The sequence below is a fragment of the Planococcus sp. TJ-302 genome (genome assembly GCF_058268455.1).
The window spans coordinates 1,530,393-1,555,842 of sequence record NZ_JBZDOI010000001.1; the positions used below are offsets into that span (position 1 = coordinate 1,530,393).

At 48.4% G+C, this 25,450-nt stretch carries 23 protein-coding genes; 1 reads left to right on the forward strand and 22 read right to left on the reverse strand.

The features are described 5' to 3' along the window. Nucleotides 1-78: 78 nt before the first annotated feature. From rho to AC4EHB_RS07515, 6 genes are all read right to left on the reverse strand, one after another. A complete protein-coding gene (gene rho, locus AC4EHB_RS07490) occupies nucleotides 79-1,362 on the reverse strand; it encodes a transcription termination factor Rho (RefSeq protein WP_490974941.1) in 1,284 nt (427 codons plus the stop codon). 121 nt (nucleotides 1,363-1,483) lie between these two features. Beyond that, nucleotides 1,484-2,449, reverse strand: a complete 966-nt coding sequence (gene glpX / locus AC4EHB_RS07495; protein ID WP_490981104.1) for a class II fructose-bisphosphatase — start codon at nucleotides 2,447-2,449, stop codon at nucleotides 1,484-1,486. 73 nt (nucleotides 2,450-2,522) lie between these two features. Continuing rightward, nucleotides 2,523-3,821, reverse strand: coding sequence for a UDP-N-acetylglucosamine 1-carboxyvinyltransferase (gene murA / locus AC4EHB_RS07500; protein WP_490974943.1), 1,299 nt, complete (start codon nucleotides 3,819-3,821; stop codon nucleotides 2,523-2,525). 134 nt (nucleotides 3,822-3,955) lie between these two features. Further along, nucleotides 3,956-4,606, reverse strand: coding sequence for a fructose-6-phosphate aldolase (fsa, locus tag AC4EHB_RS07505; protein WP_490974944.1), 651 nt, complete (start codon nucleotides 4,604-4,606; stop codon nucleotides 3,956-3,958). A 77-nt stretch (nucleotides 4,607-4,683) separates the two neighbouring features. Further along, on the reverse strand, nucleotides 4,684-5,541 hold the full coding sequence (locus AC4EHB_RS07510) for a class II fructose-bisphosphate aldolase (protein WP_490981105.1): 858 nt from the start codon (nucleotides 5,539-5,541) through the stop codon (nucleotides 4,684-4,686). Nucleotides 5,542-5,627: 86 nt separating this feature from the next. Further along, nucleotides 5,628-5,987: a response regulator gene (locus AC4EHB_RS07515; protein ID WP_490974946.1), complete on the reverse strand. Its 360-nt coding sequence runs from the start codon at nucleotides 5,985-5,987 to the stop codon at nucleotides 5,628-5,630. A gap of 100 nt (nucleotides 5,988-6,087) precedes the next feature. On the opposite strand from AC4EHB_RS07515, the gene AC4EHB_RS07520 reads away from it, so the two are divergent. Next, nucleotides 6,088-6,573 carry a DUF2529 family protein gene (locus tag AC4EHB_RS07520; RefSeq protein WP_490981106.1) on the forward strand — a complete coding sequence of 162 codons (486 nt, stop codon included), beginning with the start codon at nucleotides 6,088-6,090 and terminating at the stop codon, nucleotides 6,571-6,573. Between the two features lie 56 nt (nucleotides 6,574-6,629). Here AC4EHB_RS07520 and pyrG read toward each other — a convergent pair whose 3' ends face one another. From pyrG to AC4EHB_RS07600, 16 genes are all read right to left on the reverse strand, one after another. Beyond that, nucleotides 6,630-8,225, reverse strand: coding sequence for a CTP synthase (gene pyrG / locus AC4EHB_RS07525; RefSeq protein WP_490974948.1), 1,596 nt, complete (start codon nucleotides 8,223-8,225; stop codon nucleotides 6,630-6,632). 157 nt (nucleotides 8,226-8,382) lie between these two features. Further along, complete coding sequence (rpoE, locus tag AC4EHB_RS07530) at nucleotides 8,383-8,958, reverse strand: DNA-directed RNA polymerase subunit delta (protein ID WP_490981107.1); 576 nt, start codon at nucleotides 8,956-8,958, stop codon at nucleotides 8,383-8,385. A 663-nt stretch (nucleotides 8,959-9,621) separates the two neighbouring features. Next, the gene (gene icmF, locus AC4EHB_RS07535; protein WP_490981108.1) at nucleotides 9,622-12,873 is read right to left on the reverse strand and encodes a fused isobutyryl-CoA mutase/GTPase IcmF; all 3,252 of its coding nucleotides are present in this window, start codon (nucleotides 12,871-12,873) and stop codon (nucleotides 9,622-9,624) included. Between the two features lie 3 nt (nucleotides 12,874-12,876). Then, the gene (locus AC4EHB_RS07540) at nucleotides 12,877-13,521 is read right to left on the reverse strand and encodes a TetR/AcrR family transcriptional regulator (RefSeq protein ID WP_490981109.1); all 645 of its coding nucleotides are present in this window, start codon (nucleotides 13,519-13,521) and stop codon (nucleotides 12,877-12,879) included. Between the two features lie 15 nt (nucleotides 13,522-13,536). After that, nucleotides 13,537-14,676 carry an acyl-CoA dehydrogenase gene (locus AC4EHB_RS07545; RefSeq protein ID WP_490974952.1) on the reverse strand — a complete coding sequence of 380 codons (1,140 nt, stop codon included), beginning with the start codon at nucleotides 14,674-14,676 and terminating at the stop codon, nucleotides 13,537-13,539. 36 nt (nucleotides 14,677-14,712) lie between these two features. Continuing rightward, nucleotides 14,713-15,849, reverse strand: coding sequence for an acyl-CoA dehydrogenase (locus tag AC4EHB_RS07550; protein ID WP_490981110.1), 1,137 nt, complete (start codon nucleotides 15,847-15,849; stop codon nucleotides 14,713-14,715). Nucleotides 15,850-15,866: 17 nt separating this feature from the next. After that, nucleotides 15,867-16,718: a 3-hydroxybutyryl-CoA dehydrogenase gene (locus AC4EHB_RS07555; RefSeq protein ID WP_490981111.1), complete on the reverse strand. Its 852-nt coding sequence runs from the start codon at nucleotides 16,716-16,718 to the stop codon at nucleotides 15,867-15,869. 2 nt (nucleotides 16,719-16,720) lie between these two features. Next, a complete protein-coding gene (locus tag AC4EHB_RS07560; protein ID WP_490981112.1) occupies nucleotides 16,721-17,917 on the reverse strand; it encodes an acetyl-CoA C-acetyltransferase in 1,197 nt (398 codons plus the stop codon). A 289-nt stretch (nucleotides 17,918-18,206) separates the two neighbouring features. Continuing rightward, nucleotides 18,207-20,345, reverse strand: a complete 2,139-nt coding sequence (locus tag AC4EHB_RS07565) for a (Fe-S)-binding protein (protein WP_490974956.1) — start codon at nucleotides 20,343-20,345, stop codon at nucleotides 18,207-18,209. A gap of 234 nt (nucleotides 20,346-20,579) precedes the next feature. Next, nucleotides 20,580-21,260 carry an alpha-ribazole-5-phosphate synthase gene (locus AC4EHB_RS07570; protein ID WP_490981113.1) on the reverse strand — a complete coding sequence of 227 codons (681 nt, stop codon included), beginning with the start codon at nucleotides 21,258-21,260 and terminating at the stop codon, nucleotides 20,580-20,582. Next, nucleotides 21,257-21,733, reverse strand: a complete 477-nt coding sequence (locus tag AC4EHB_RS07575; protein ID WP_490974958.1) for an ECF transporter S component — start codon at nucleotides 21,731-21,733, stop codon at nucleotides 21,257-21,259. Before AC4EHB_RS07575 ends, AC4EHB_RS07570 begins: the two co-directional genes overlap by 4 nt. Before the next feature lies 1 nt (nucleotide 21,734). Further along, nucleotides 21,735-22,322, reverse strand: a complete 588-nt coding sequence (locus AC4EHB_RS07580) for a cob(I)yrinic acid a,c-diamide adenosyltransferase (RefSeq protein WP_490981114.1) — start codon at nucleotides 22,320-22,322, stop codon at nucleotides 21,735-21,737. Beyond that, nucleotides 22,294-22,719 (reverse strand): bifunctional adenosylcobinamide kinase/adenosylcobinamide-phosphate guanylyltransferase, encoded by a 426-nt coding sequence (locus AC4EHB_RS07585; RefSeq protein WP_490981115.1) that lies wholly within the window; start codon nucleotides 22,717-22,719, stop codon nucleotides 22,294-22,296. The genes AC4EHB_RS07580 and AC4EHB_RS07585 overlap by 29 nt, the downstream gene beginning before the upstream one ends. Further along, on the reverse strand, nucleotides 22,671-23,255 hold the full coding sequence (locus AC4EHB_RS07590) for a histidine phosphatase family protein (RefSeq protein WP_490981116.1): 585 nt from the start codon (nucleotides 23,253-23,255) through the stop codon (nucleotides 22,671-22,673). The genes AC4EHB_RS07585 and AC4EHB_RS07590 overlap by 49 nt, the downstream gene beginning before the upstream one ends. Beyond that, the gene (gene cobS / locus AC4EHB_RS07595; protein WP_490981117.1) at nucleotides 23,228-23,998 is read right to left on the reverse strand and encodes an adenosylcobinamide-GDP ribazoletransferase; all 771 of its coding nucleotides are present in this window, start codon (nucleotides 23,996-23,998) and stop codon (nucleotides 23,228-23,230) included. The genes AC4EHB_RS07590 and cobS overlap by 28 nt, the downstream gene beginning before the upstream one ends. Next, nucleotides 23,995-25,449, reverse strand: a complete 1,455-nt coding sequence (locus AC4EHB_RS07600; RefSeq protein ID WP_490981118.1) for a cobyric acid synthase — start codon at nucleotides 25,447-25,449, stop codon at nucleotides 23,995-23,997. Before AC4EHB_RS07600 ends, cobS begins: the two co-directional genes overlap by 4 nt. Between the last annotated feature and the right edge of the window lies 1 nt (nucleotide 25,450).

Sequence of the window (25,450 nt, forward strand, 5' to 3'; positions counted from 1 at the left end):
CTTTAGGCCATATATGCAATAATCATGTATTAATTCACTTTCATAATCATATCAAATGCTACTCGTTTTTGCAAGTAATTAAATCATCTTTTTGCTGCCGCGATGAGCTTTCATTTCGCTGTTCAGCTGTTCGAAAAATTCTTCGTTAGTCTTTGTCTTGCTGAGCTTTTTCAGGAAACGTTCGCCGAAGTCGGATGAATCCGAAAATGTCTTACGGATTGACCACAATCTTTCCAGCTGTTCCGGATCAAGCAGCAATTCCTCTTTGCGTGTGCCAGACCGGCGGATGTCGAGTGCTGGGAAAATACGGCGTTCTGCCAAGCTGCGGTCAAGATGCAGCTCCATATTGCCGGTGCCTTTGAATTCTTCGTAAATCACTTCGTCCATGCGTGAACCTGTATCGATCAACGCTGTCGCCAAAATCGTCAAGCTTCCGCCTTCTTCGATATTGCGTGCCGCTCCGAAAAATCGTTTTGGCCGGTGGAATGCCGCTGGGTCAATCCCTCCTGATAGTGTACGGCCGCTTGGCGGAATAACCAAATTATATGCTCGGGCCAGGCGTGTGATGGAATCCATCAAGATGATGACATCACGTTTGTGCTCAACAAGGCGCATTGCGCGCTCAAGCACCAATTCCGCCACTTTGACGTGATTTTCCGGCACTTCATCAAACGTCGACGAAACAACGTCGGCATCGACGGAACGCTCGATATCGGTCACTTCCTCCGGACGTTCGTCGATCAGCAAGACGATCAATTCCGCTTCAGGATGGTTGGTCGTAATCGAATTCGCGATTTCCTTCAGCAGCATCGTCTTGCCGGCTTTCGGCGGAGCCACGATCAATCCGCGCTGGCCGAATCCGACAGGTGCAACAAGATCCATGATGCGCGTTGATAAATGGTCCGGCGTCGTTTCAAGCTTGATCTGGCGGTCCGGATAAAGCGGTGTTAAACCAGGGAAATGGACTCGCTCTTTTGCAACTTCCGGGTCTTCCCCGTTCACCGCTTCGACTTGCAATAAGCCGAAATAGCGTTCGTTTTCTTTCGGTGGACGCACTTTGCCAGAAACTTTATCGCCGTTCCGCAGATCGAATCTGCGAATTTGGGACGCGGAAATGTAAATGTCTTGCGAGCTCGGTGAATAGTTGATTGGGCGCAGGAAGCCGAACCCTTCCGACTGGATGATTTCAAGGACGCCTTCCATAAAGAAGAACCCTTCCTGTTCCGCCCGTGTTTTCAGAATCGCAAAAATCAATTCTTTTTTCGTCAATTTGCTGTAATTTGTCAGTTTGTATTCTTTCGCCAAATTATAAAGCTCTTTCAGCGTCATGTTTTCCAATGCGGAAATCGTAATCGTTGTCATTAATGGACACCACTCTTATTCATTTTTTAGGAAGCTATTTTGGGGATTGTTCGTTGAAAGTAAGGAAAGATTTTAAAGAAGGAGCCCGGCAATATGCCGGACTCATTTTGAAGTAGGGAAATTAATCGTTCATTACCAGGTTCGGTTTTTTCTTCAAGCTATGGCGACCCTCAACAAAGCGGACCGTGCCTGATTTCGCGCGCATAACCAGTGTATGGCTTTCTGCAAAAGCGCCTTTCAACTGGACGCCGCGCAGCAATTCACCGTCTGTTACGCCAGTCGCTGCAAAAATTGCGTCGTCACCTTTAACAAGGTCTTCCATCATATAGACTTTGTTGACATCAAGTCCCATATCGATGCAGCGCTGCGCTTCTTCTTCGTTTTGCGGAAGAAGCTTCCCTTGGATTTCACCGCCAAGGCACTTCAAGCCTACCGCTGCGATGACGCCTTCAGGAGCACCACCGATGCCGAAAAGAATGTCAACGCCGGTTTTATCGAAAGCCGTATTGAGAGCTCCAGCCACATCGCCGTCAGTGATCAATTTGATGCGTGCGCCTGCGGCACGGATTTGGTCAATGACGTCTTTATGGCGCGGACGGTCAATGATTGTTGCAACCACGTCTTCAATATCCTTGTTTTTTGCTTTCGCGACAGCACGAAGATTATCAATAACCGATGCATTGATGTCGATCTTGCCGACAGATTCAGGGCCTACTGCAATTTTATCCATGTACATATCGGGAGCGTTCAGCAAGTTTCCGCGGTCAGCGATGGCCAGTACAGCAAGTGCGTTCCAGCCGCCAGCAGCTACGATATTCGTCCCTTCAAGAGGGTCAACCGCAACATCGACTTCCGGACCATGGCCCGTACCGAGTTCTTCGCCGATATAAAGCATTGGCGCTTCATCCATTTCGCCTTCGCCAATTACAACGACTCCACGCATCGGAATCGTATCGAATACGCTGCGCATCGCCGTTGTTGCAGCGTCGTCCGCTTCGTTTTTCAAGCCTCGTCCCATCCATTTCGCTGAAGCAATTGCAGCAGCTTCTGTAATCCGCACCAGTTCCATTGATAAACTTCGTTCCATAAGGTGAATTCCTCCTGTTTAGCTATAACTCAATTCCTTTAAGTGTAGCATAAATCGACAAGCTAAAAAGAAGTCAATTAGCGTTCTGGCTAAGGTCGGACTTTGCACTCGCGACCGGGTCAATCGTTTCTCTGCGGATATCTGCCCCAAGGCCCTGCAGCTTATCGATGATCTTCGAATAGCCACGTTCAATGTGATAGATTTCGCGGATTTCCGTTTCGCCTTCTGCCATCAAACCAGCAATGACAAGTGCAGCTCCTGCGCGCAAATCAGATGCTACGACAGTTGCAGCGGTCAGTGGCGTCGGCCCAGTGATAATAGCAGCGCGCCCTTCGACACGTCCACTTGCGTTCATGCGGCGGAATTCGTCAATGTGTTTAAAACGGGCAGAATAAATCGTATCTGTGATCATCGAGGAACCTGTTGCTTGCGTCATCAATGCCGAGAATGGCTGCTGCAAGTCTGTTGCGAAACCTGGATAAACTAAAGTCTTAACATCAATCGCCTTTAATTGCTCCGGTTTCGGGATATAAATCGATTCTTCGCCTTCCTGGACATCAACGCCCATTTCGCGGAGTTTCGCAGTCAAAGCTTCCATATGGAAAGGAATGACATTGTCGATTGTGATGCCGTCGCCGATGGCAGCCGCCATAATCATGAATGTACCCGCTTCAATGCGGTCAGGAATGATCGTATGATTGGTGCCGTGAAGCTCTTCGACGCCGTCGATGCGGATAACGTTCGTTCCTGCACCTTTGATTTTCGCACCCATATTCGTCAGCAAAGTAGCAACATCAATGATTTCCGGCTCTTTTGCCGCATTTTCAATTACTGTTTGCCCTGTTGCAAGAACTGCTGCAAGCATAATGTTGATCGTCGCCCCTACACTGACAACGTCCAAATAGATTTTCGCACCTTTTAGTTCGTCCGCGCGCAAGTAGATTGCACCGTGTTCGTTCGTCACTTTTGCACCCAACGCTTCAAATCCTTTGATGTGCTGGTCGATTGGCCGAGGGCCTAAGAAACATCCGCCGGGAAGCCCGATTGCCGCATGTTTAAAACGGCCAAGCATTGCGCCCATCATATAATAAGAAGCGCGCAATTTTTTGACGTTGCCGTTCGGCAATGGCATATCGATCATATTTGTCGGATCGATGTTCATTATGCCGTCTTCGAAAGACACTTCCCCGCCGATTTCTTCAAGAATATTTTTTAATGTCCAAACGTCTGAAATCTCCGGCAAGCCTTCAATTTGCACCGGTGAATTCGCTAAAATTGATGCGGGGATCAATGCTACCGCACTGTTCTTTGCCCCGTTTACTTTTATCGTGCCTGATAAGCGTTTACCGCCTTTTATTTTATAAACATCCATTAATTTAATTTCTCCTTTGTCATACTTCAGAAAGGCGGGCAGCTAAGTGTAGCCCTCCCCCTAAAAGTACGATTGGTTCTTCTAACATTCACAGGCTTAGAATTATTCGCTGAACGCAGATTCGCAATGCGCTGTTATTCAGCTGTACGCTTTTCCCAATCTGCAAGGAATGCTTCGATCCCCTTGTCCGTCAGTGGGTGTTTGAACATTTGTTTCATTACATTAATCGGCATCGTACCGATGTGTGCACCGTTCAATGCTGCATCCGTTACGTGTTGTGGATGACGAATCGATGCTGCAATGATTTCAGTCTTAATGTCGTGAATGTCAAAAATATCAGAAATTGTCGAGATTAAATCCATGCCGTTATGGCCGATATCATCAAGACGCCCAAGGAATGGCGAGACGTATGCCGCTCCTGCACGTGCTGCAAGAAGAGCTTGGTTCGCACTGAAGATTAACGTTACGTTAACCTTTTTGCCTTCGCTGGCTAAAACTGCGCAAGCTTTCAAGCCATCCGGAGTCATCGGTAATTTAACCGTAATGTTCGGAGCAAGAGCCGCCAATTCGCGCCCTTCTTCGATCATGGCTTCTGCATCAAGTGCGATAACTTCGCCGCTGATTGAACCATCGACCAATGCCGCGATTTCTTTCAAGCGATCATGGAAAGAAACGTTCTTTTCTTTAGCCACTAGCGACGGGTTTGTTGTAACGCCTGAAAGAATCCCCCATGCGTGTGCTTCTTTAATTTCTTCAAAGTTTGCTGTATCGATAAAAAATTTCATCATTTATCCTCCTGGTTTATGGAAAAGAGAGAAGAGACCTATCGGACGCTTCCCTCTTTCATCCATCATGTATGATTTTATGCTTTGCCTGAACTTCCGAATTCGCGCATTTTGCCTGATACTGTCGCTTGGATTGCATCGCGTGCAGGTGTCATGTATTTGCGTGGATCGTACATTTCCGCATCTTTCTCCAATGCTTCGCGCACGGCTTTAGCAGAAGCGATTTGGCTTTCTGTGTTGACATTGATCTTCGCTGTGCCTAGAGAGACAGAGCGCTGAATATCTTTTGTCGGAATTCCAGTTCCTCCGTGAAGGACCAATGGAACGTCACATAGCTGAGAAATTTCTTCCATCTCTTTGAAGCCGAGGTTCGGTTCGCCTTTATAAGGTCCGTGTACAGAACCAAGTGCTGGCGCTAAGCAATCAATCCCAGTCGCGTCGACAAGGGCTTTGCATTCCTGCGGGTCTGCGTAGATGACGCCGTCAGCGATGACATCGTCTTCTTGCCCGCCGACGATCCCAAGTTCAGCTTCCACTGAAACATTGTTCTTGTGCGCGTATTCAACCACTTGCTTCGTGATTTCAATGTTTTCGTCAAATGAATGGTGCGATGCGTCGATCATCACTGAAGTGAAGCCAGCGTCAATCGCTTCTTTGCACTTTTCGAAGCTTGATCCGTGGTCAAGATGGATCGCGACAGGAACCGTGATTTTATAATCATGCATCAAGCCTTTTACCATGTGGACAACTGTCGTGAATCCGCCCATGTAGCGAGCCGCGCCTTCAGAGACACCTAAGATAACCGGTGAATTCTCTTCTTGTGCCGCTTTTAAGATCGCTTGAGTGAACTCAAGGTTGTTTAAGTTAAATTGGCCGATTGCATAGCCTTCTTTTTTACCTTTAATCATCATGTCTTTCATTGAAACCAATGCCATTGCATAATTCCTCCTCAGCTGTGACTCTAACCGAATATCCTTTTTACTATAACAAAAACCGCTTGCTTTCGCCACTTTCGTATATATCAATCTGTTAACAATTCCTTTACAGCGTCACGGATTTCGAAGACGTCAAACGGTTTTGTGTAATAACAGCATGCCCCGCTGACCATCGATTCCTTGATGAGATCTAGCTCGCCATAAGCAGTCATCATGATCACTTTGATATCCTGGTGCATCTTTTTGAGGTTCTTCAAGATCTCTATGCCGTCCATGCCAGGAATTTTCATATCCAGCAGTACAATATCCGGACAGTTTTCCTCCGCCTGCTTCAAAGCCTGCGGTCCATTTGCAGCCATCAAGGTATGAAACCCTTCTTTTTTGAATACTTCATTCAATAAAAGCCGGATACCCGTCTGGTCATCAACAATCAGTATCGTTTTCAAGAGTCTTCATTCCCTTCTGTACTTACTTTCCATTTTACTAAATTCAGGGAATTATTTCTACCATACTTCGTCTGCTATACTCAAATAAAGAGGTGAAACCATGAAAATGTTGGCAACTCAATTGGCCTGCCTGTTTCAGGAAATCGCTACACAGTCTGAAGCGATCGAAGATACCGCGCACCTGCTCGCCCAAGCAGCAGCTGGTGAAGGCACCATTTACCTGGCAGCCTTCGGAGAAATGAGCGCCGTGCTCACTGCTGCACTGGAAGGCGAAGAACCTCTGCGATGTGCAGCGAAATGGCATCCTGAGAGCATTGTTACGCATGCCGACCGCGTATGGATCCTAGCCGTGAACCGCGAAGGCGATGAATTGGCCGGACGCTTGAACGATGCGCAGCTGCCGTTCGCCATGCTCGCCGCACGAACGCGTGAACCGGTTGAAGCCGACGCGTTCATCTCGCTCCATATCGACAATGGCCTGTTGCTTCAGGACAACGGCAGCCGGACGGTGGTTCCCGATGCAATGGGGGCCTTATTCGCCTACTATGCAGTGAAGATAGCGATAGATGAAGTGCTGAAAGATTGAAACCTAAGACAAAAGCCTTCCCGAAAAAATCGGGAAGGCTTTTGGTTTGGCCATTATTATTCGCCGAGCGACGCGCGGATAAACTCTCTGAATAGAGGCTGTGGACGTGTCGGACGTGAAATGAATTCCGGGTGGAATTGGCAAGCCAGGAACCAAGGATGGTCTTCAAGCTCAATGATTTCCACTAGGCGGCCATCCGGGCTAGTTCCCGAGAACTTAAATCCGGCCGCTTCGAATTGCTCACGGTACTCGTTGTTGAACTCGTAGCGGTGGCGATGGCGTTCATACACTAATTCTTCGCCGTACGCTTCGTGGGCTTTCGAGCCTGGCTGCAATTTTGCAGGGTACAAGCCGAGGCGCAGCGTGCCGCCCAAGTCTTCAATGTCTTTCTGTTCTGGCAATAAGTCGATTACCGGATAAGGCGTTTTCGGATCAAGCTCCGAAGAATGCGCACCGTTCAAGTTCATGATGCTGCGTGCGAATTCGACAGAAGCCAGCTGCATGCCCAGGCAAATTCCGAAGAACGGCACTTTGTTTTCACGTGCATATTGCGTCGCGGCAATTTTGCCTTCTACGCCTCGGTCACCAAATCCGCCAGGGATCAAGATTCCATCAACGTGCTGCAATTTCTCAGCAGCGTTTTCTGCGTTGATGTGCTCTGCATTGATCCATTCGACTTCAATTTCAGAATCAAATGCGAAACCTGCATGTTTCATCGCTTCCACTACAGAAATGTACGCGTCTTGAAGCTCTACATATTTCCCAACCAACCCGATGCGGACCGATTTAGTCAATGATTTCACTTTATCCACCAATTGGTTCCACTCTGTCATGTCTGCAACCGGCGCTTCGATGCCGAAATGGTCAAGGACGATTTGGTCCATGTTCTGCTCCTGCAAACGAAGCGGCATTTCGTAAATTACATCTACATCACGGGATTCAATGACTTCTTCCGCTTTAATGTCGCAGAATAACGCGATTTTGTCTTTCATGTCCTGCGGCACTGGATGTTCCGTGCGGACAACAATCAAGTTTGGCTGAATCCCAAGGCTGCGCAGCTCTTTAACGCTATGCTGCGTCGGTTTTGTCTTCATTTCTTTAGCAGCGCCAAGATATGGAATCAATGTACAGTGGATGTACATGACTTCTTCGCGGCCTAGATCCGATTTCATTTGGCGAATCGCTTCCAGGAATGGCAGCGATTCAATGTCGCCTACCGTCCCGCCAATTTCAGTGATGACTACATCCGCTTGAGCCGTTTTAGCAGCGCGCACCAAGCGGTCTTTAATTTCATTTGTAATATGCGGAATAACTTGGACTGTACCGCCCAGGTAATCGCCGCGGCGTTCTTTCTGAATTACTGTCGAATAGACTTTTCCCGTCGTCACATTCGAGTATTTGTTGAGGTTGATGTCGATGAAACGCTCGTAATGCCCCAAATCCAAGTCCGTTTCCGCTCCGTCGTCTGTTACATAAACTTCTCCGTGCTGATAGGGGCTCATTGTACCCGGGTCAATGTTGATGTACGGATCGAATTTCTGGATTGTTACTTTCAAGCCTCTGTTTTTCAGCAAGCGGCCGAGTGAAGCGGCGGTAATCCCTTTACCAAGCGACGATACAACCCCGCCGGTTACAAATATATACTTTGTCATTCTGTTTTCCTCCTCTGATGATGAAAAATAAAAAGCGCTCCGCCTGCAAGGTGCAGGGGGAGCGCGTAGACTGTACGAATCATTTCTCCTATTTTAAGGAGCCCAATAAAATCTTATCCAGTCCAGCCTCATAAGTCAAGGTAAAAAAATGTTCAGACTACTTCAAATCCTCGTCGTCGTCGTCTTCATCTTCGTCTTCTTCTTCATCGATGATATTGCCGTCCAAGTCTTCGACAAGCACGTCTACGTCTTCTTCATCATCGTCGACATCAAAATCGATAACTTCCACTTCAGGTGATTTCAATATATCATCTTCCGGTACAATATCGATATCGTCATCGTCGTCGTCTTCTTCAAAGTCATCGAACTCTAATTCGTCTTCAAGCTCGAGGTCCATATCATCAAAGCCATCATCCCCGGCAACTTTGGTCTTTTTCTTGCGGGCTTTTACAGTCGGCGCAGACTCTTCTTCGATTTGTTCAACCGGGTACCATTCACGCAGTCCCCAACGGTTTTCGCCAAGAATTAGAAAGCGGCCATCAATGTTCATATCTGTATAGAACTGCACAAGGCGGGCTTTCATGTCCTCTTTCGTTAGTCCAAGCAAGTTCTCGATTTCTGCGATAAGCTCAGCATATGTTTTTGTTTCGTGCGTTTCTTCGAGCATTGCATATGTTAAGTCAACAAATGACTCTTCGATTAGTTCGTCTCTTGATAATTCGCGTAATTTCAATCTGTGCACGTCCCTTCTACTATCTTAACTTAATTCATTATATACAAAGTCGGTGCGCTCCGCTACCGTGTTTTCTTTTTTCTGTCCTTTAGCTGCATCCAACCGAAAAAAAACAAGTAAAACGACAAGATCAGAAATGGAATCGATCCAAGCGCTCTATTGTAAAGAAAGAAAATGAGCACGATGCAGAGGACCATTATGCTGTAGTGTACGTATTTCGGCATGGGCGTCCATCCTTTAGTGGCCAACATTGAATTTTCTCTCATTATACCGAAGTTCGGTGAGCAATGCGACACGCATCTTGCCGGAGAGCGGAATTCTACGTGCACGCTCGTAAATTCTCCTGAACGCGCATAAATCTCCGCCGCACCCTCTAATACTGAACTCTCCCGCTCCCTAACCTGCTGCACCGCTTGTTTTTCGCATTTCGCCTGCGAAATGCATCCAATTTTCTTTTTTCACGCTGTCTTTTTCCAAAAATTATAGCGCTTACTCAAAAACTTTAAGCTCAAGAACGAAAAGCTTTTCATAAAAGATTTGGAGTTAATCTTTTTACAGAGAGTTATTATTAAATCTATTCTTCTATTTGGCACCGCGAGCGTAAATACTTCCGCACAAAAAACCGCTTGCGGATGTCGTCCGCAAGCGGTTTGCTTTGTTTGCTTACATGTTGCGGCGGTATTGCCCGCCTACTTCATATAAAGCCGTTGTGATCTGGCCGAGGCTCGCCACTTTGACGGTGTCCATCAATTCTTCAAAGATGTTGCCGCCTGATTTTGCGACTTGTTTCAGGTGCATCAATGCTTCTTCTGAAGCGTTGCGTTCCTGGAAAATGCGCAAGTTGGCGATTTGCGTTTCTTTTTCTTCTGTTGTGGCACGAGCGATTTCCATTGCGTTGATTTCATCGTCTGTTTGCGGATTCGGATTCAAATACGTATTGACTCCGATAATCGGCAATTCGCCAGTGTGTTTCTTCATTTCGTAATGCATCGACTCTTCCTGGATTTTGCCGCGCTGGTATTGCGTTTCCATCGCGCCGAGGACGCCTCCGCGGTCGTTGATGCGGTCAAATTCAGAAAGCACCGCTTCTTCGACGAGCTGCGTCATTTCTTCGATGATGAACGCGCCTTGCAGCGGGTTTTCATTTTTGGACAAGCCGTGCTCTTTGGTGATGATCATTTGGATGGCCATCGCGCGGCGCACTGATTCTTCTGTCGGAGTAGTAATGGCTTCGTCATAAGCGTTCGTGTGCAGCGAGTTGCAGTTATCCTGCAGCGCCATCAATGCTTGCAATGTCGTGCGGATATCGTTGAAATCGATTTCCTGCGCGTGCAAGCTGCGCCCGGAAGTCTGAACGTGGTATTTCAGCTTCTGGCTGCGTTCGTTTGCGCCGTATTTATCGCGCATAACGACTGCCCAGATGCGGCGTGCCACGCGGCCGATGACCGTATATTCCGGATCCAAGCCATTCGAGAAGAAGAACGACAGGTTCGGCGCAAAATCATCGATGTTCATGCCGCGGCTCAAGTAGTACTCAACGTACGTGAAGCCATTCGACAACGTGAACGCCAATTGTGAAATCGGGTTCGCTCCTGCTTCCGCGATGTGGTAGCCGGAAATCGATACCGAATAATAGTTGCGTACTTTATGGTCGATAAAGTATTGCTGGATGTCGCCCATCATGCGAAGCGCGAATTCCGTCGAGAAGATGCACGTGTTCTGCCCTTGGTCTTCTTTCAGGATGTCGGCTTGCACCGTTCCACGGACGACTTGCAGCGTGCTTTCACGAACTTCAGTGAATTCTTCCAGCGTCAATGCACGGCCCAACTTCTCTTCGTTCAGCTTCACTTGCTGGTCGATTGCCGTGTTCATGAACATTGCCAGGATAATCGGCGCAGGTCCGTTGATCGTCATCGAGACCGAAGTGGACGGAGCGCATAAATCAAAGCCTTCGTATAATTTCTTCATGTCTTCAAGCGTACAGATCGACACGCCTGATTCGCCGACTTTTCCGTAGATGTCCGGGCGGTGGTCAGGGTCTTCACCGTATAGCGTCACTGAGTCGAATGCCGTCGACAAGCGTTTCGCGTCGTCGTCTTTTGACAGGTAATGGAAGCGGCGGTTTGTCCGTTCTGGAGTTCCTTCGCCCGCAAACTGGCGCTTTGGATCTTCGCCTTCACGTTTGAACGGGAATACTCCCGCTGTATAAGGGAATGAACCCGGTACGTTTTCTAAATAAACCCATTTCAAAATTTCACCGTAATCTTCGAATTTCGGCAGGACAACGCGTGGGATCTTCAAGCCTGCAAGGCTTTCTGTCCGCAGAATCGTGCGGATTTCCCGGTCGCGGACTGTCGTCACGAACTCGTCGCCGGCATAGGCTTCTTTAATGGATTTCCAGTTTTCAAGAATTCGTTTGGATTCCGCTGTCAGCTCATCGCGCATGCCATCAGCAAGCGATTTGAGTGATGCCAAAAGTGCATCATCCGGCGCTTTTTCCTTCACAGTTTCCATGGCGCCTTCAAGCTGGTAGATCCGGCGCGCAAATACAGCCTGTTCAATCGTTTTCGCATGGTAGCCACGGACCGTATCCGTAATCTCACGCAAATAATAACGGCGGTCGTTTGGAATGATCAAGTTCTCTTTTTGCGTTTTAGCGAATTGCTCGTAATCCGTTGTCCAGTCCGTGCCGCATTTTTCGTTGACGATGCCGACTAATGCCGCAAACAAGGAGTTTGTGCCTTTATCGTTGAACTGGCTGGCGATTGTACCGAATACCGGCATTTTTTCCAGCTCATCATCCCAGCGCAAGTGGCTGCGTTGGAATTGCTTCTGCACTTGGCGCAAAGCATCTTCCGAGCCTTTGCGCTCGAATTTATTGATCACGATCAGATCCGCGTAATCGATCATGTCGATTTTTTCCAACTGAGTCGGTGCACCGAACTCGCTTGTCATAACGTACATCGATACATCCGAGAAGTTCGCGATTTCCGCGTCTCCTTGACCGATGCCGCTCGTTTCAACGACAATCAGGTCGAAGCCGGCTGCTTTCACGACGTCAAGGACATCGCCGAGCGCGCGTGAAATTTCAGTGCGCGAGCCGCGAGTTGCTAAGCTTCTCATGAACACACGATTGTTGAAGATGGCGTTCATGCGGATGCGGTCGCCTAGAAGCGCGCCGCCCGTTTTCTGTTTGGTCGGGTCAATCGACAAAATGGCGATCTTTTTGTCCGGAAGTTCTGACAGGAAGCGGCGGATCAATTCATCCGTCAGCGAGCTTTTGCCCGCTCCGCCTGTACCTGTAATCCCGAGCACCGGTGTATTCTTCGATTTCGCGCGTACTGCCGCAAGCAGTGCATCCGTGTTGGTTTCACGCGTGTGCGCTTCTTCAGCTGCGGTGATGATGTGGGCCAAACCTACAGGATCCTCTGCAGATACAGCATCCGCTGAAAGATTTTCTTTCACTGTGGAGAAATCGCATTCTTCGACAATCTCCAGGATCATGCCTTGAAGGCCTTTTTTGCGGCCGTCTTCCGGTGAGAAAATGCCGGCGATGCCGTATTCTTCAAGTTCCTTGATTTCGCGCGGCAAGATTACGCCGCCCCCGCCTCCGTAGATGCGGATGCTGCCAGCGCCTTTTTCGGCCAGCAAATCGTGCATGTATTTGAAGTATTCCATGTGGCCGCCCTGATAAGAAGAAATGCAGATGCCCTGCACATCTTCCTGAATTGCCGCGTTGACTACTTCTTCTACGGAACGGTTATGCCCCAAATGGATGACTTCTGCTCCGCTCGCCTGCAAAATGCGGCGCATGATGTTGATTGACGCATCGTGACCGTCAAATAGACTTGAAGCAGTGACGAAACGTACATGGTTCTTCGGCTTATAAGTCGATTGTTCTTGTATAGTTGCCATGTTTTATTTAACCCCCTGTATATTGATTTTTTCCCCTGCCATCCCCTGCAACAGAAATTGAGTCTGTAATTCGATGAATTCTTCAATTGTGAAATCACGCAGCGCCCAGCGTCTGAATGCCCACATCTGTCCTTGGACGAATAAATGATGGGCCGCCAACGTGATTTCTTTCGGCGTCAACTTCAGCTCGCCGCTTGCCGCACAGTCTGCCAACAGGCCTTCGAATAAAGAAACCATTTCCATTTCTTTATTAAGGACATATTGCAGTGCATCTTTCGGCAGCGATTTCGATTCCTGGTACATGACCACAAACTCATCCTGCATATCGTCGATCAGCCCGTAATAATGGCCGATTGCCGTGACGAGCACTTCGAGCGATCCTTTTTCGATGTCGAGTGCGTCGAAGCGTGCATGCACTTCGTCGTAGATCGAGTCACAGACAAGATACAAGACGTCTTCTTTGGTCCGAATATATTCGTACAATGTCCCAATGCTAAAACCTGAAGCTTTTGCGATTTCTCTTGTTGTCGTCCGGTGAAAGCCCTTTTCTTTAAAAAGCGTGACAGCGCCCCGGATCATCTGTGCCCGGCGCTTAGCAATCAGGCTTTCGTCTTTCACGGAGGACTGGACTTCACGCTTTCTGTTCATGAGCGATCCCTCCGCTTACTTCGTGACCATACGGGAAATTACCAAACGTTGGATTTCCTGTGTGCCTTCGTAGATTTGCGTGATTTTCGCGTCACGCATGAAACGCTCAACCGGATAGTCTTTCGTGTAGCCGTAGCCACCGAATACTTGAACCGCTTCAACTGTGACTTTCATCGCTGTGTCGCCGGCCATCAATTTCGCCATTGCTGATTCTTTGCTGTAGGACATTTTGTTCGATTCAAGCCAAGCCGCCTGATACGTCAACAAACGTGAAGCTTCGATGGAAGTCGCCATATCTGCCAATTTGAACGAGATGCCTTGGTTGGCTGCAATCGGCTTGCCGAATTGCTCGCGCTCTTTTGCGTAAGTGATTGAAGCGTCCATTGCGCCTTGTGCGATGCCGACTGCTTGTGCAGCGATACCGTTGCGTCCGCCGTCAAGCGTCTGCATAGCGATTTTGAAGCCTTGGCCAAGTTCGCCAAGCATATTCTCTTTTGGTACGCGGCAATTGTCGAAAATAATTTCAGTTGTCGGGCTTGAACGGATCCCGAGTTTCTTTTCTTTTTTGCCGACTGAGAAGCCTTCAAAGTCTTTCTCGACGATGAACGCCGTCGTGCCTTTTTGCTTCGATTCCGGATCCGTTACCGCAAAGACGATGTAGATGTCCGCTATGCCACCGTTTGTGATGAAGATTTTTGAACCGTTCAAGATGTAATGGTCGCCGTCTTCTTTTGCGTTTGTTTTCATGCCGCCAGCATCAGATCCTGAAGCTGGTTCTGTCAGGCCGTAAGCACCGATTTTCGTTCCTTCAGCCATCGGGCGCAAGTATTTCTGTTTCTGCTCTTCTGTGCCGAATGTATACACCGGCCATCCAGCAAGTGACGTATGCGCGGAAAGGGTTACGCCAGTAGATGCGCAGACGCGGGACAACTCTTCAACAGCGATGCAATAAGCCAAGTAATCCGAACCGATGCCACCGTATTCTTCTGGCCACGGAATGCCTGTCAGGCCAAGTTCCGCCATCTTGTCGAAAATTTCGCGGTCAAAACGCTCTTCTTCGTCGCGTTCTTCAGCAGTCGGCGCCACTTCTTTGTTCGCGAAGTCGCGAACCATTTTGCGGATCATTACATGTTCTTCACTCAATTGAAAATTCATTGTCAAATTCCTCCAATTTGTTGTTTTATAAGCTATTTATTTTACTAATTGTTTGCTGATGACCATTCGTTGGATCTCGCTTGTGCCTTCATAGATTTCCGTGATTTTTGCGTCGCGGAATAATCTTTCTACCGGATAATCTTCCGTGTAGCCGTAGCCGCCGAATACTTGAACCGCTTCGATTGCCACATCCATCGCCGCTTTTGAGGCGAAAAGCTTCGCAATTGATGCTTCTTTATTGCAATCTTTGCCGCGGGCATATAGGTCTGCTGCGTTGTAGACCAGCAATTTTGCCGCTTCGACTTGCGTCGCCATATCGGCCAATTTAAAGCCGATGCCTTGCTGCTGCGCAATCGGTTTGCCGAATTGGACGCGTTCTTTCGCGTAAGCCACTGAATGTTCATATGCCGCTTCCGCAATGCCGAGCGCCTGTGCTGCGATGCCGATGCGTCCGACGTTCAAGTTTGCCATGGCGATGCTGAAGCCTTTGTTTTCCTTGCCCAACAGGTTTTCAGCCGGCACTTTCATATTGTCGAACGTCAACTGGACGGTGCGTGAGCCGTGAAGGCCCATTTTCTTTTCGTCTTTCCCGACGATCAAGCCCGGGTAATCTTTTTCAACAATAAAAGCAGAAATGCCGCGTGAACCGGCTTCCGGTTTGGTCGATGCGAAAACGATGTATGTATCGGCTTCGCCCCCGTTTGTGATAAATACTTTTGAGCCATTTAAAACGTAATGATCGCCTTGGAGCACGGCTTTGGTTTTCAAGCTTGCCGCATCCGAACCGGCTGACGGTTCAGTCAAAGCGAAAGCGCCCAGGTATTCGCCAGAAGCAAGCTTCGGCACGTATTTCTGAATTTGCTCTTCTGTGCCAAAGTTCAGGATCGGATTTGTGCCGACTGACGTATGGACAGAGAGGATGACGCCGATAACGGCACTGACTTTTGATAATTCGTGGATGGCGATGATGTAAGACGTAAAGTCCATCTCAGAGCCGCCTACTTTTTCAGGAGCCGTGATGCCCATCAAGCCGAGTTCTGCCATTTTTTTTAGAATCTCTCTTGGGAAATGGCCTTCTTCCATTTTTTCGATATAAGGCGTGATTTCTTCTTTCGCGAAATCGCGTACCATGTTTCTCATCATCAATTGTTCTTCTGTAAATCGCAAATCCATTGCGGTTCCCCCTAAAGTTAGCTGTATTCGTAGAATCCGCGGCCAGTTTTCTTGCCGAGCCATCCGGCTTTAACGTATTGGCGCAACAACGGGCTTGGGCGGTATTTGCTATCGCCGAAACCTTCGTGCAGCACTTCCATGATGTAAAGGCATGTATCAAGGCCGATAAAATCAGCTAATTGCAGCGGTCCCATCGGGTGGTTCATGCCGAGGCGCATAATGTCGTCGATCGCTTCTTTTGAAGCGACGCCATCTTGCAGCGTGAATATCGCTTCATTGATCATCGGCATCAAGATGCGGTTGGAAACGAAACCAGGAAAGTCATTGCATTCCACTGGCGTTTTTGACAATTTCACTGTCATTTCTTCGACCGTTTTATATACTTCATCCGTTGTCGCAAGTCCGCGAATGATTTCCACCAGCTTCATGACCGGTACCGGGTTCATGAAATGCATGCCGATTACTTGTTCCGGACGGTTCGTCGCTGCTGCGATTTCAGTGATTGGCAACGACGATGTATTCGATGCCAATATCGCATGTTTCGGAGCCACTTCATCAAGCGTTTTGAAGATGGTGTGCTTGATTGCCATGTTTTCGACTGCTGCTTCAATAACGATGTCTGCATCGTGTGCATCGTTCAAATCCAACGATGGCGTGATGCGTCTTAGAATTGCCGTTTTTTCTTCTTCAGACAAACGGCCCTTTTCGAAGTTGCGCGCTAAGTTTTTAGTTATTGCCGCTATGCCGCGGTCAAATGCTTCTTGCTTCATATCATTCAGTTTCACGTTGAATCCTGCTTGTGCACATACTTGAGCGATGCCGGAACCCATTTGTCCTGCCCCGATCACCATTACGTTTTGAATCGACATTATTAGTTTGCCTCCTGTTTTGGAACTTCTATCATGATCGCATCGCCTTGTCCGCCGCCTGAGCAGATTGCTGCAATGCCGATGCCGCCTCCGCGGCGTCTCAATTCATATGCAAGCGTCAAAATGACGCGTGCTCCGCTAGCTCCAATTGGATGGCCAAGTGCGACAGAACCGCCATTGACGTTGACTTTCTCTGCATCCAATCCAGCAATTTTCGAACTTGCCAATGCAACTGCGGCAAACGCTTCATTGATTTCGAATAAATCGATGTCCTCCAGCGCTTTGCCTGTTTTTTTCAGGATTTCGTTGATGACAATCCCCGGTGTTTCCGGGAAACGATGCGGCTCAACTGCCACTTCCGCGTGGGAAAGCACGTAAGCTAATGCCTTTTTGCCTTCTTTTTCAGCGCGTTCTTCGCTCATCAGGACAAGTGCGGCTGCTCCATCATTGATGCCAGGCGCGTTGCCGGCTGTGATGGTGCCATCCTTACCGAATGCTGGGCGCAATTTTGCCAAGGTTTCTGCTGTCGTGTCTTCGCGCGGCGCTTCATCTCGATCGACTTTGATTGGCTCGCCTTTGCGCTGTGGAATTTCAAGCACTACAATCTCTTCCGCAAAATGAGCGCGTGCAATGATGGCGCGTTCGTGTGATCGTGCTGACCAAGCGTCCTGCTGCTCGCGCGACAAGTCAAAGTCGGTTGCAGTCGAGTTGCCGTATGTTCCCATATGGACTTTGTCCGGGTGGAACGAGCAAGAAAGTCCGTCATGCACCATGCCGTCAACGACTTGGGCGTCGCCCATGCGAAGGCCCCAACGAGCCTTCGGCAAATAATAAGGCGCATTTGACATCGATTCCATGCCACCAGCGACAATCAATTCCTCATCGCCCAAGCGGATAAGCTGATCCGCCAATGTTACAGAACGCATCCCTGAAGCACAGACTTTATTGATTGTTTCCGTTTTTACATGATAAGGAATGCCCGCTTTTTTCGCTGCTTGGCGTGAAGGGATTTGCCCCTGGCCTGCCTGCAAAACGTTGCCCATAATGACTTCCTGGATATCTTCCGGATTGACGCCGGCGCGGTTCATCGCTTCTTTGATCGCCGCTGCTCCTAAATCGCTGGCGCTCAGCGAGCTCAAGCTGCCTCCGAATTTCCCAAATGCTGTACGTGCTCCATCAATAATGACTGTTTTTGCCATTGGTGTATTCCTCCTCTATTCTTTGTAAACGGTTTCAAAATGTGAAAAGCAGATAGTTTTCTTCTTTTAATTAGACTGTTTTGTCGTATCGCTAGCTTTGTCGCAAAACATTGCCTCTGCATCGCTTCGCTAGCTTCGAGGCAAACCATAATGCGCCATGATGTGGCGCATTGTGGTTGACTGAACGCTCGCTCGGTTTGTTGCCGAACAAAAAGGGAGCTGTTAGACTCCCTTTCATTTTTCTTGCTTATAATATTATCTTAAACAATTTTCACGCTTTTTGCAATTTTTATTGGGCGATTGTTTCTTCAACTACTGGTGCCTGTTTACCGATAACTGCCATTTCAAGCAGTTCTGCGACGTCGTAGGTACCGACTGTTTCTTCGACTTCTTTTGCTTTCGTGCCATCGGACAGCATTGTCAAACAGTACGGGCAGCCAGAAGAAATGATTGTCGGGCTGACTTCAAGTGCTTGTTCTGTACGAGCCACGTTGACGCGATGCCCTGCATCTTCTTCCATCCACATTAAGCCGCCGCCTGCTCCACAGCACATGCCATCTTGGCGGTTGCGGACCATTTCGACAAGCTCGACGCCTTCGATCGCTTTCAGGATCTCACGCGGCGCGTCATAAACATCATTATAGCGGCCGAGGTAGCATGAATCATGGAAAGTAATTTTTTCATTGACCGGGAACTGCGGTTTCAAACGGCCCTCTTGCACCAGTTCGAACAGCATTTCGGTATGGTGGTAGACTTCCGCTTTAAAGCCGAAATCCGGATATTCGTTTTTGAAGATGTTATAAGCATGCGGATCAATCGTGACGATTTTCTTGATTTCCGCTTTTTCGAATTCCTGAATATTCGCTGTCGCCAGTTCCTGGAACAGGAATTCGTTGCCTAAGCGGCGCGGTGTATCGCCAGAGTTCTTTTCCTTATTGCCGAGAATCGCGAATTTCACTCCTGCTTCGTTCATCAGGCGGGCAAACGACAACGCAATTTTTTGCGAGCGGCTGTCGAATGATCCCATTGAACCTACCCAGAATAGGAATTCGAACTCTTCGCCGGCTTTGTTCATTTCTTTCACTGTCGGGATGTGGACGTCTTCACGTGCATCTCTCCAGTTTTCTTTTTCTTTGCGGTTAAGGCCCCATGGATTGCCTTGCTTTTCGATGTTTGTCATCGCGCGTTGTGCATCTTTGTCCATTTTCCCTTCCGTCATAACAAGGTAACGGCGAAGATCAATGATTTTGTCAACATGCTCATTCATTACCGGACATTGGTCTTCACAGTTGCGGCAAGTCGTACATGCCCAGATTTCTTCTTCTGTGATAACGTCGCCGATCAAGCTTGGGCTGTAAAGCTCATCGATCGAAATGCCCTCAGCTCCAGCAGCCATAGCAAGCTGGTTTCCTTGCGAATTATTAAATGCCATTGCCGGCACCCAAGGTTTTTGGCGCGTTACGACTGCACCAGTGTTCGTCAAGTTATCGCGCAGTTTCGTAATCAAGTCCATCGGCGACAGCATTTTCCCTGTGCCTGTTGCCGGACACATATTCGTGCAGCGTCCACATTCCACGCAAGCGTAGAAGTCGATCATTTGGGATTGTGTGAAATCAGTGATTTTGCCGACGCCGAATGACGGCATGGCGTCCTCGTCTTCTTCGTCTTCCATTTCTTCAAAATTAATCGGTTTCAAACGTCCGACGTGGTCTACTCGGTGGAACCAAGTGTTGACCGGCCCAAAAATCAAGTGGGCGTGTTTTGATTGCGGTACGTAAACCAGGAATGTCAGAAGGAACAATAGATGAGCCCACCACATAACGTAGAAAATGGCGGCCGCTGCTGTTTCAGGAAGACCTGCAAATAACATTGCGAATACCGAAGCGACAGGTTCAGTCCAAGCCGTTTCGTGGCCTTGCCAGATCATTGATGCTCCGTTTCCGACTAAAACCGAAACCATCAAACCGCCGATGAAAATCAGCACCAATCCTGATTTCCAACCGCGTTTCAGCCGGACCAGTTTTTCGATGTATCTTCTATAGAATGCCCAGACAACAGCGACGAGAATCGTCAGTGTCACAATTTCCTGGAAAAATGTGAAGGCCGGGTAAAGCGGCCCAAGCGGCAAATGCGCTCCAGGCACAAGCCCTTTGATGATAAAATCAATGGCGCTTGCCTGTACAAGCAGGAAACCGTAGAAGAACATGACGTGGATCGTTCCGCTTTTTTTGTCTTTCATCAATTTCTTCTGGCCAAAGACATTGACCATGACTTTGCGAAGACGTTCTTTGAAGTTGTCTTCGAACTCCACTTTCTTGCCAAGCTTGATGAAGTCATAGCGCGTTTTCAGCAAATAGATGAATAAGTAAACTGCGTAACCCGTGATGGCCAAAAACAGAATCCAGTTAGCAATAAGCAATGGTTCCATTGTGAAATCCCCCTTTTGTGTACAAATTCCAAATATTCCTTAAATAAATACTACGTGACCCTTGCTACAATGTCGATTGTTATTTCTATATTAGAATATGAATGAGCATTCAGTCAACCCGAAACTTGAAAGGGTTTTCATTTATTATTATACACATTGTATCTATTAAATATAGCCCTTATATTGACATGGGCTTTCTAGACACAAAAAAAGCATCGCGGCAAGGCGATGCGTTCAGTTTTTCCGTATCAAAGGGTACAGGCAGCTGCCGAAATGTGTTTCCAACGGCTTTTTTTCTTTAGAAAAAACACCGATTAACACGCAGCTGGCTGGTCCTGCAGAAGCAGCGGTGTCCACGATTTCCGAGACATCCACTTTCTGCCCGAAAAGCAATTCTGCTTCCTGTGCGATTCCTTTAGAGCCGACAGGCCAAACACGCCGGATCAGCCCATTCGTTAAAGCATCAGCTATCTTTTTCAAATCTGCTACACGTTCACTTTGCTCAAGAACATCCTTGCCGACTAGCGGGTGGCCATAAATATACCAGGAGAGCCCGCTTGGCTGAACGATTTTTTCCGTTCGCTTTCCAAGCATGGTCACTGCAATACCGGATTGCAACGTAGCCATATTGCTTTCAGAACTCCCAGCACATTGCGGCATCGGCCGGCCAAGTTCTGCAAATAATTCCTCGATCCCTTGCATATAACGCTCCCACTGGGCTTCCCCACTGAAATTGTGGATGAGAAGTGCTGCCGGCTCACTGCCGGCAGCCCATTGTTCAAGCAAGGCTACGCGTGCAGCAAATTTCGCCGTAACAGTATCAGAGGCAAATACAATATCGGCGGGCTTTTCGCCGATGGCGGCACTATTGTCTGAAGTTACAATCCAGTCGCCCAGCTCCAATTCATGTCTCATAAGAGCACCTTCTTTTTAATGCCCGCAAGGACTGGCATGACAACGCTCGCTGCTGCGGCATTCAGCGAAGACGCGATTAACAAGCCTGGAACCGTCGCATAGAAAAACGCCGGCGACAGCAAAAAATAGAATGGTATGGCTGCTGCTACCCCATTAACGGCAATGAATGCAAACCATTTACTTTTTCGCCAACCCGCATTATGCAGCTTTGCGAACAGCCAAACAGCTGCAAACATTTCCAGCGCAATCAGGCTGTGGAATGGCCCCAAAGGAAAGCCGCCCAACATCGCTGATATCAAATGGCCAACCGCCGCAATTAAGCCTGCGCCTCGTGCAGAGAAAAATAGCACGGCAGCAAGCGCCGGCATCGAGTCCATAGCAATGGAAGCAATGCCCAACGGAATTTTAATCATGCCGCCGACTGCCGACAAACTGATAAAAAATGCGAACAGCGCGATTTTTTTTGCTGGCATGTTACTCACTTTTCTTTCCGCGTCCGCCGTTCTTAAACACTTTTGCGCTTCGGACGTATTCATTGTCAGGCACCCCGGCCCGTGAGTTGGCTACACGTGCAGCCGCAAATAAATAATCCGATAAACGGTTTAAATACCGTTGGACGACCGGCGGGAAATCTTCGCCTTTTTTCATCAGTGTAACGGTCTGGCGTTCCGCCCGGCGTGTGATGGTCCGCGCAATATGCAAGGTGGCCGCTGCAGGCGAACCGCCTGGCAAGATAAAGCGTTCTAGCAACGGAGGCTCATCCATTAAGTCATCAATTCGCGATTCAAGAATAGCTACTGGCTGTTCAGTCATTTTATATTGCGGTTCTTTTCGTACATCCGCCAAATCTCCCCCGCAATCAAATAATTCATTTTGAATCGCTTCGAGGTCTGCAAGCAGATCTGCATAAATTTCTGGATCCAATTCAGTCATAGCTTTACCGATGAACGAATTGGCTTCATCGATCGTCCCGTATGCTTCGACGCGTGCATCGTCTTTATCCGCACGCGCACCAATCAAACCTGTTTGTCCTTTATCGCCCGTTCTTGTGTAAATTCTCATGCAAATCCGCTCCTTTTAAAGTTTCTGGTATGCCGTACCAAATCCGGGTAACCGACGCCGCTTGCGAAAACAATTGCTGGTACAAACGGCCAACCACATCACGCAATTCACGTTCAAGCGGATCAGCCGGCACGATGCCTCGGTTGATGTCCGTTAAAATCCAGATTTGTCGGGGTACCTGATGCGCTATGGCATCCTGGACCATTCGATTAATGGCTTTTTCGTCCATATCTTTTTCCAATTGCCCTTTCACCCAAAGTTCCAATCCGGCTACGACGGCCCCTGGAACAGAATTGTGAGGCAATTCTCCTTCGAACCAAGCTGCTTCATTGCATCCCGGAAGCCCTCTTACAAATTGGCGTTTGCCGTTAAAGGCGCCGCCGAATACGATATGCATTGCTGCCCCTCCTCATAAGCTTTCCTGCTTTGCCAAGTTATGCTATAGCGATGGCCATGAAGCGCAGTCTGCTGTTTAAAAGCAAGGCCGGTTGCTTTTGCTGCCAAACAGCGAACCGGTCCCCCGTGCGTCACGACCGTGAATTCATTTCCTTGCGGAAGCGAACGGACCGCTCTGTCAATGCGCATGGCAAGTTGCTTCAGGCTCTCGCCATCCGGCGGTGCAGTTTCTTCCGGGTCATCAATCCATTCCCGGTAGGCTCGGCAGTTCTTCAATTGCTCATAGGTTTTCCGCTCCCATTTGCCGAAATGGCATTCTCGCCAGTCCGGATCAGCATGGTAAACCGCATTTGGAAATAAAATTTCTGCGGTCTGCCGACAGCGCATCAAGTCGCTGCCCCATACTTTCCGAACAAAAGGATTGTTTGCGCCTTGAAATGGAAGCACCGGTTCATCAGTCCAGCCGATGTAACGCTTTTCTTTGTTGCCAGCTGTTGGTGCGTGGCGAATCAGATGAAGAATAAACACATCATCCATAATAAGATTTCGGCTCCTTCCACATAAGCTCCGAAGAGATCTCCCGTAATGCCACCGAAGTTCCGTAAGCACCATCGGCGATATAAAAATAGGAAAAGCAGAAAAGCTACAAGAACTGCAAATGCCATTGACCAGCCGCCCACATACAAAAGCAATGTGCCCACAAGGAGCAGATAAATGGCAGAAGATCCTGCAATCCACCGTTTATCTGCTCCTTGTTGGAAGAAAGCAGCCAGCCCATCTTTTTTTGCGCTTTTCGTCCAATTGAATAAAATCAGCAAGCCGGTACGGGAAAGCAATGGAACAATCAGCAGCCATAACAGCGGAAGATCCGAAAACACTTCTGAAAGCACAATAATCTTTCCTGCGACTGCGAATAGAAGCGCCATCGTTCCAAACGCCCCGATTCTCGGATCTCCCATAATTTCCAGGCGTTTTTCCCGGTTCTGATACGAAAAGTAGGCATCTGCGGTATCGGCCACCCCGTCCAAATGGAGGCCGCCCGTTGCCGCAAAGAAAAAGAATACGAGCAAAAATGCACCTAGTAATGGGCTAGCATCAGTGTATTCCTGAAACAAAAACGCAAGGCCCATTGCAGCTGCACCCATCACCGCCCCTAGAAGCGGCAACGCCATGTACATGACCGTAATATCCCGCTTTTCCATGGGCAATGCTTTTTTCATCGGAACCACCGAAAAAAATTGAAAGGCGAGCGCAATTCCTGAAGCGATATGGCCCCTCATTTAAACACCTCAATCATTTGCCTTACCGCTGGCCAGTCAATATGGGCTTTTACATGCTCAGCCCACTGTCCATAGCGATCGACTTCCACTGCAGCTTCCGGTGTCGGCAAATTTCTCCTCTTTCGGATCGGCGCCAAAAATGCATTCCGGCATTCCACATTCGCAAAAAATCCATGGAGATGCGTTCCGAGAATCTTGCCCGAAAAATATCCTTCTGTACCGTCTGCAAAATGAATTAGCGGCGATGACGCTTCTGTCGTTCTGCCGACATGGATTTCAAAGCCCTCCACGGCTGCTTCTTGACCAGAAAATCGCACTTTCCCGCTGCGCCTAGCGACAATCTTCTCTTCTTTGAAGACAGTCTCCATTCCAGCTATCAAGCCCAATCCATCTTCTACTTCTACAGCCGTTCCATCAAAGCCAGTTGGATCGCGCAAAAATTCCCCCATCATTTGATAACCTCCGCATAAGCCGACAATCCAGCATTCGTGCTGCAGCGATTGCAGCTTTTCTGCAAGTCCCTGCTGCTTCCAATGGTGCAAATCGGCAATTGTGCTTTTTGTGCCTGGAATGACCAAAATATCGGGTTGGCCGATTTCCTCCACCTTTTCAATCCACCGCAAAGCAGTGTCCTGTTCCATGAACAACGGCTCGAGGTCAGTGAAATTCGACAAGTATGGATGCTTCAACACCGCAATATCCACTGCATTTTCACGGGTTTGCCTCACTAGTTCACGAACTCCAAGCGAATCTTCCTGTTCGATTTGGTGATCCGGTAAGTAGGGAATGACTCCGAGCACCGGCAAACCGGTATAATCTTCTAAAAATTGGATGCCATCTTCAAATAACCGAATATCGCCCCGGAATTTATTGATCAGCAGGCCTTTCACTCGCTCTGGATTCGGAACAAGTGCCAGCGTGCCGATGATGGAGGCAAAGACGCCGCCTCGTTCGATATCCGCAACAAGGATCACCGGCACATCTGCATATTCAGCTACAGCCATATTCACCAGGTCACGGTCATTCAGATTGACTTCCGCCGGGCTCCCTGCGCCTTCAATGACAAGATGGGTGAACGTTTTTTCCAAATTGGCAAGTGCCTGTGCAATCGCCGCTTGTCCTTGTCCATAAAACCGCAGCCGGTAATCCATCCCATCCATAACCATCGTTTTTTTGCCGAACAAAACTACTTGCGACTTCATGCTGCTTTCCGGCTTCAGCAAAATCGGATTCATGTCCACCGTCGCAATTATCCCCGCCGCTTCAGCTTGAACACCTTGAGCGCGCCCAATTTCTTCGCCTAACACAGTAACGTAAGAGTTATTGGACATGTTCTGCGACTTGAAAGGTGCTACTTTCTTGCCTTCATCAGCAAGAATACGGCAGAAGGCGGTGCAAATCATGCTTTTCCCGACATCTGATGAAGTTCCTTGGATCATTATGCCCTTCATG

What these genes read in the sequence shown, in the direction of transcription:
- rho (WP_490974941.1), bottom strand. Translation starts at nt 1,362, where the DNA reads ATGACAACGATTACGATTTCCGCATTGGAAAACATGACGCTGAAAGAG.
- glpX (WP_490981104.1), bottom strand. Translation starts at nt 2,449, where the DNA reads ATGGAACGAAGTTTATCAATGGAACTGGTGCGGATTACAGAAGCTGCT.
- murA (WP_490974943.1), bottom strand. Translation starts at nt 3,821, where the DNA reads ATGGATGTTTATAAAATAAAAGGCGGTAAACGCTTATCAGGCACGATA.
- fsa (WP_490974944.1), bottom strand. Translation starts at nt 4,606, where the DNA reads ATGAAATTTTTTATCGATACAGCAAACTTTGAAGAAATTAAAGAAGCA.
- AC4EHB_RS07510 (WP_490981105.1), bottom strand. Translation starts at nt 5,541, where the DNA reads ATGGCATTGGTTTCAATGAAAGACATGATGATTAAAGGTAAAAAAGAA.
- AC4EHB_RS07520 (WP_490981106.1), top strand. Translation starts at nt 6,088, where the DNA reads ATGAAAATGTTGGCAACTCAATTGGCCTGCCTGTTTCAGGAAATCGCT.
- pyrG (WP_490974948.1), bottom strand. Translation starts at nt 8,225, where the DNA reads ATGACAAAGTATATATTTGTAACCGGCGGGGTTGTATCGTCGCTTGGT.
- icmF (WP_490981108.1), bottom strand. Translation starts at nt 12,873, where the DNA reads ATGGCAACTATACAAGAACAATCGACTTATAAGCCGAAGAACCATGTA.
- AC4EHB_RS07540 (WP_490981109.1), bottom strand. Translation starts at nt 13,521, where the DNA reads ATGAACAGAAAGCGTGAAGTCCAGTCCTCCGTGAAAGACGAAAGCCTG.
- AC4EHB_RS07545 (WP_490974952.1), bottom strand. Translation starts at nt 14,676, where the DNA reads ATGAATTTTCAATTGAGTGAAGAACATGTAATGATCCGCAAAATGGTT.
- AC4EHB_RS07550 (WP_490981110.1), bottom strand. Translation starts at nt 15,849, where the DNA reads ATGGATTTGCGATTTACAGAAGAACAATTGATGATGAGAAACATGGTA.
- AC4EHB_RS07555 (WP_490981111.1), bottom strand. Translation starts at nt 16,718, where the DNA reads ATGTCGATTCAAAACGTAATGGTGATCGGGGCAGGACAAATGGGTTCC.
- AC4EHB_RS07560 (WP_490981112.1), bottom strand. Translation starts at nt 17,917, where the DNA reads ATGGCAAAAACAGTCATTATTGATGGAGCACGTACAGCATTTGGGAAA.
- AC4EHB_RS07565 (WP_490974956.1), bottom strand. Translation starts at nt 20,345, where the DNA reads ATGGAACCATTGCTTATTGCTAACTGGATTCTGTTTTTGGCCATCACG.
- AC4EHB_RS07570 (WP_490981113.1), bottom strand. Translation starts at nt 21,260, where the DNA reads ATGAGACATGAATTGGAGCTGGGCGACTGGATTGTAACTTCAGACAAT.
- AC4EHB_RS07575 (WP_490974958.1), bottom strand. Translation starts at nt 21,733, where the DNA reads ATGCCAGCAAAAAAAATCGCGCTGTTCGCATTTTTTATCAGTTTGTCG.
- AC4EHB_RS07580 (WP_490981114.1), bottom strand. Translation starts at nt 22,322, where the DNA reads ATGAGAATTTACACAAGAACGGGCGATAAAGGACAAACAGGTTTGATT.
- AC4EHB_RS07585 (WP_490981115.1), bottom strand. Translation starts at nt 22,719, where the DNA reads ATGCATATCGTATTCGGCGGCGCCTTTAACGGCAAACGCCAATTTGTA.
- AC4EHB_RS07590 (WP_490981116.1), bottom strand. Translation starts at nt 23,255, where the DNA reads ATGGATGATGTGTTTATTCTTCATCTGATTCGCCACGCACCAACAGCT.
- cobS (WP_490981117.1), bottom strand. Translation starts at nt 23,998, where the DNA reads ATGAGGGGCCATATCGCTTCAGGAATTGCGCTCGCCTTTCAATTTTTT.
- AC4EHB_RS07600 (WP_490981118.1), bottom strand. Translation starts at nt 25,449, where the DNA reads ATGAAGGGCATAATGATCCAAGGAACTTCATCAGATGTCGGGAAAAGC.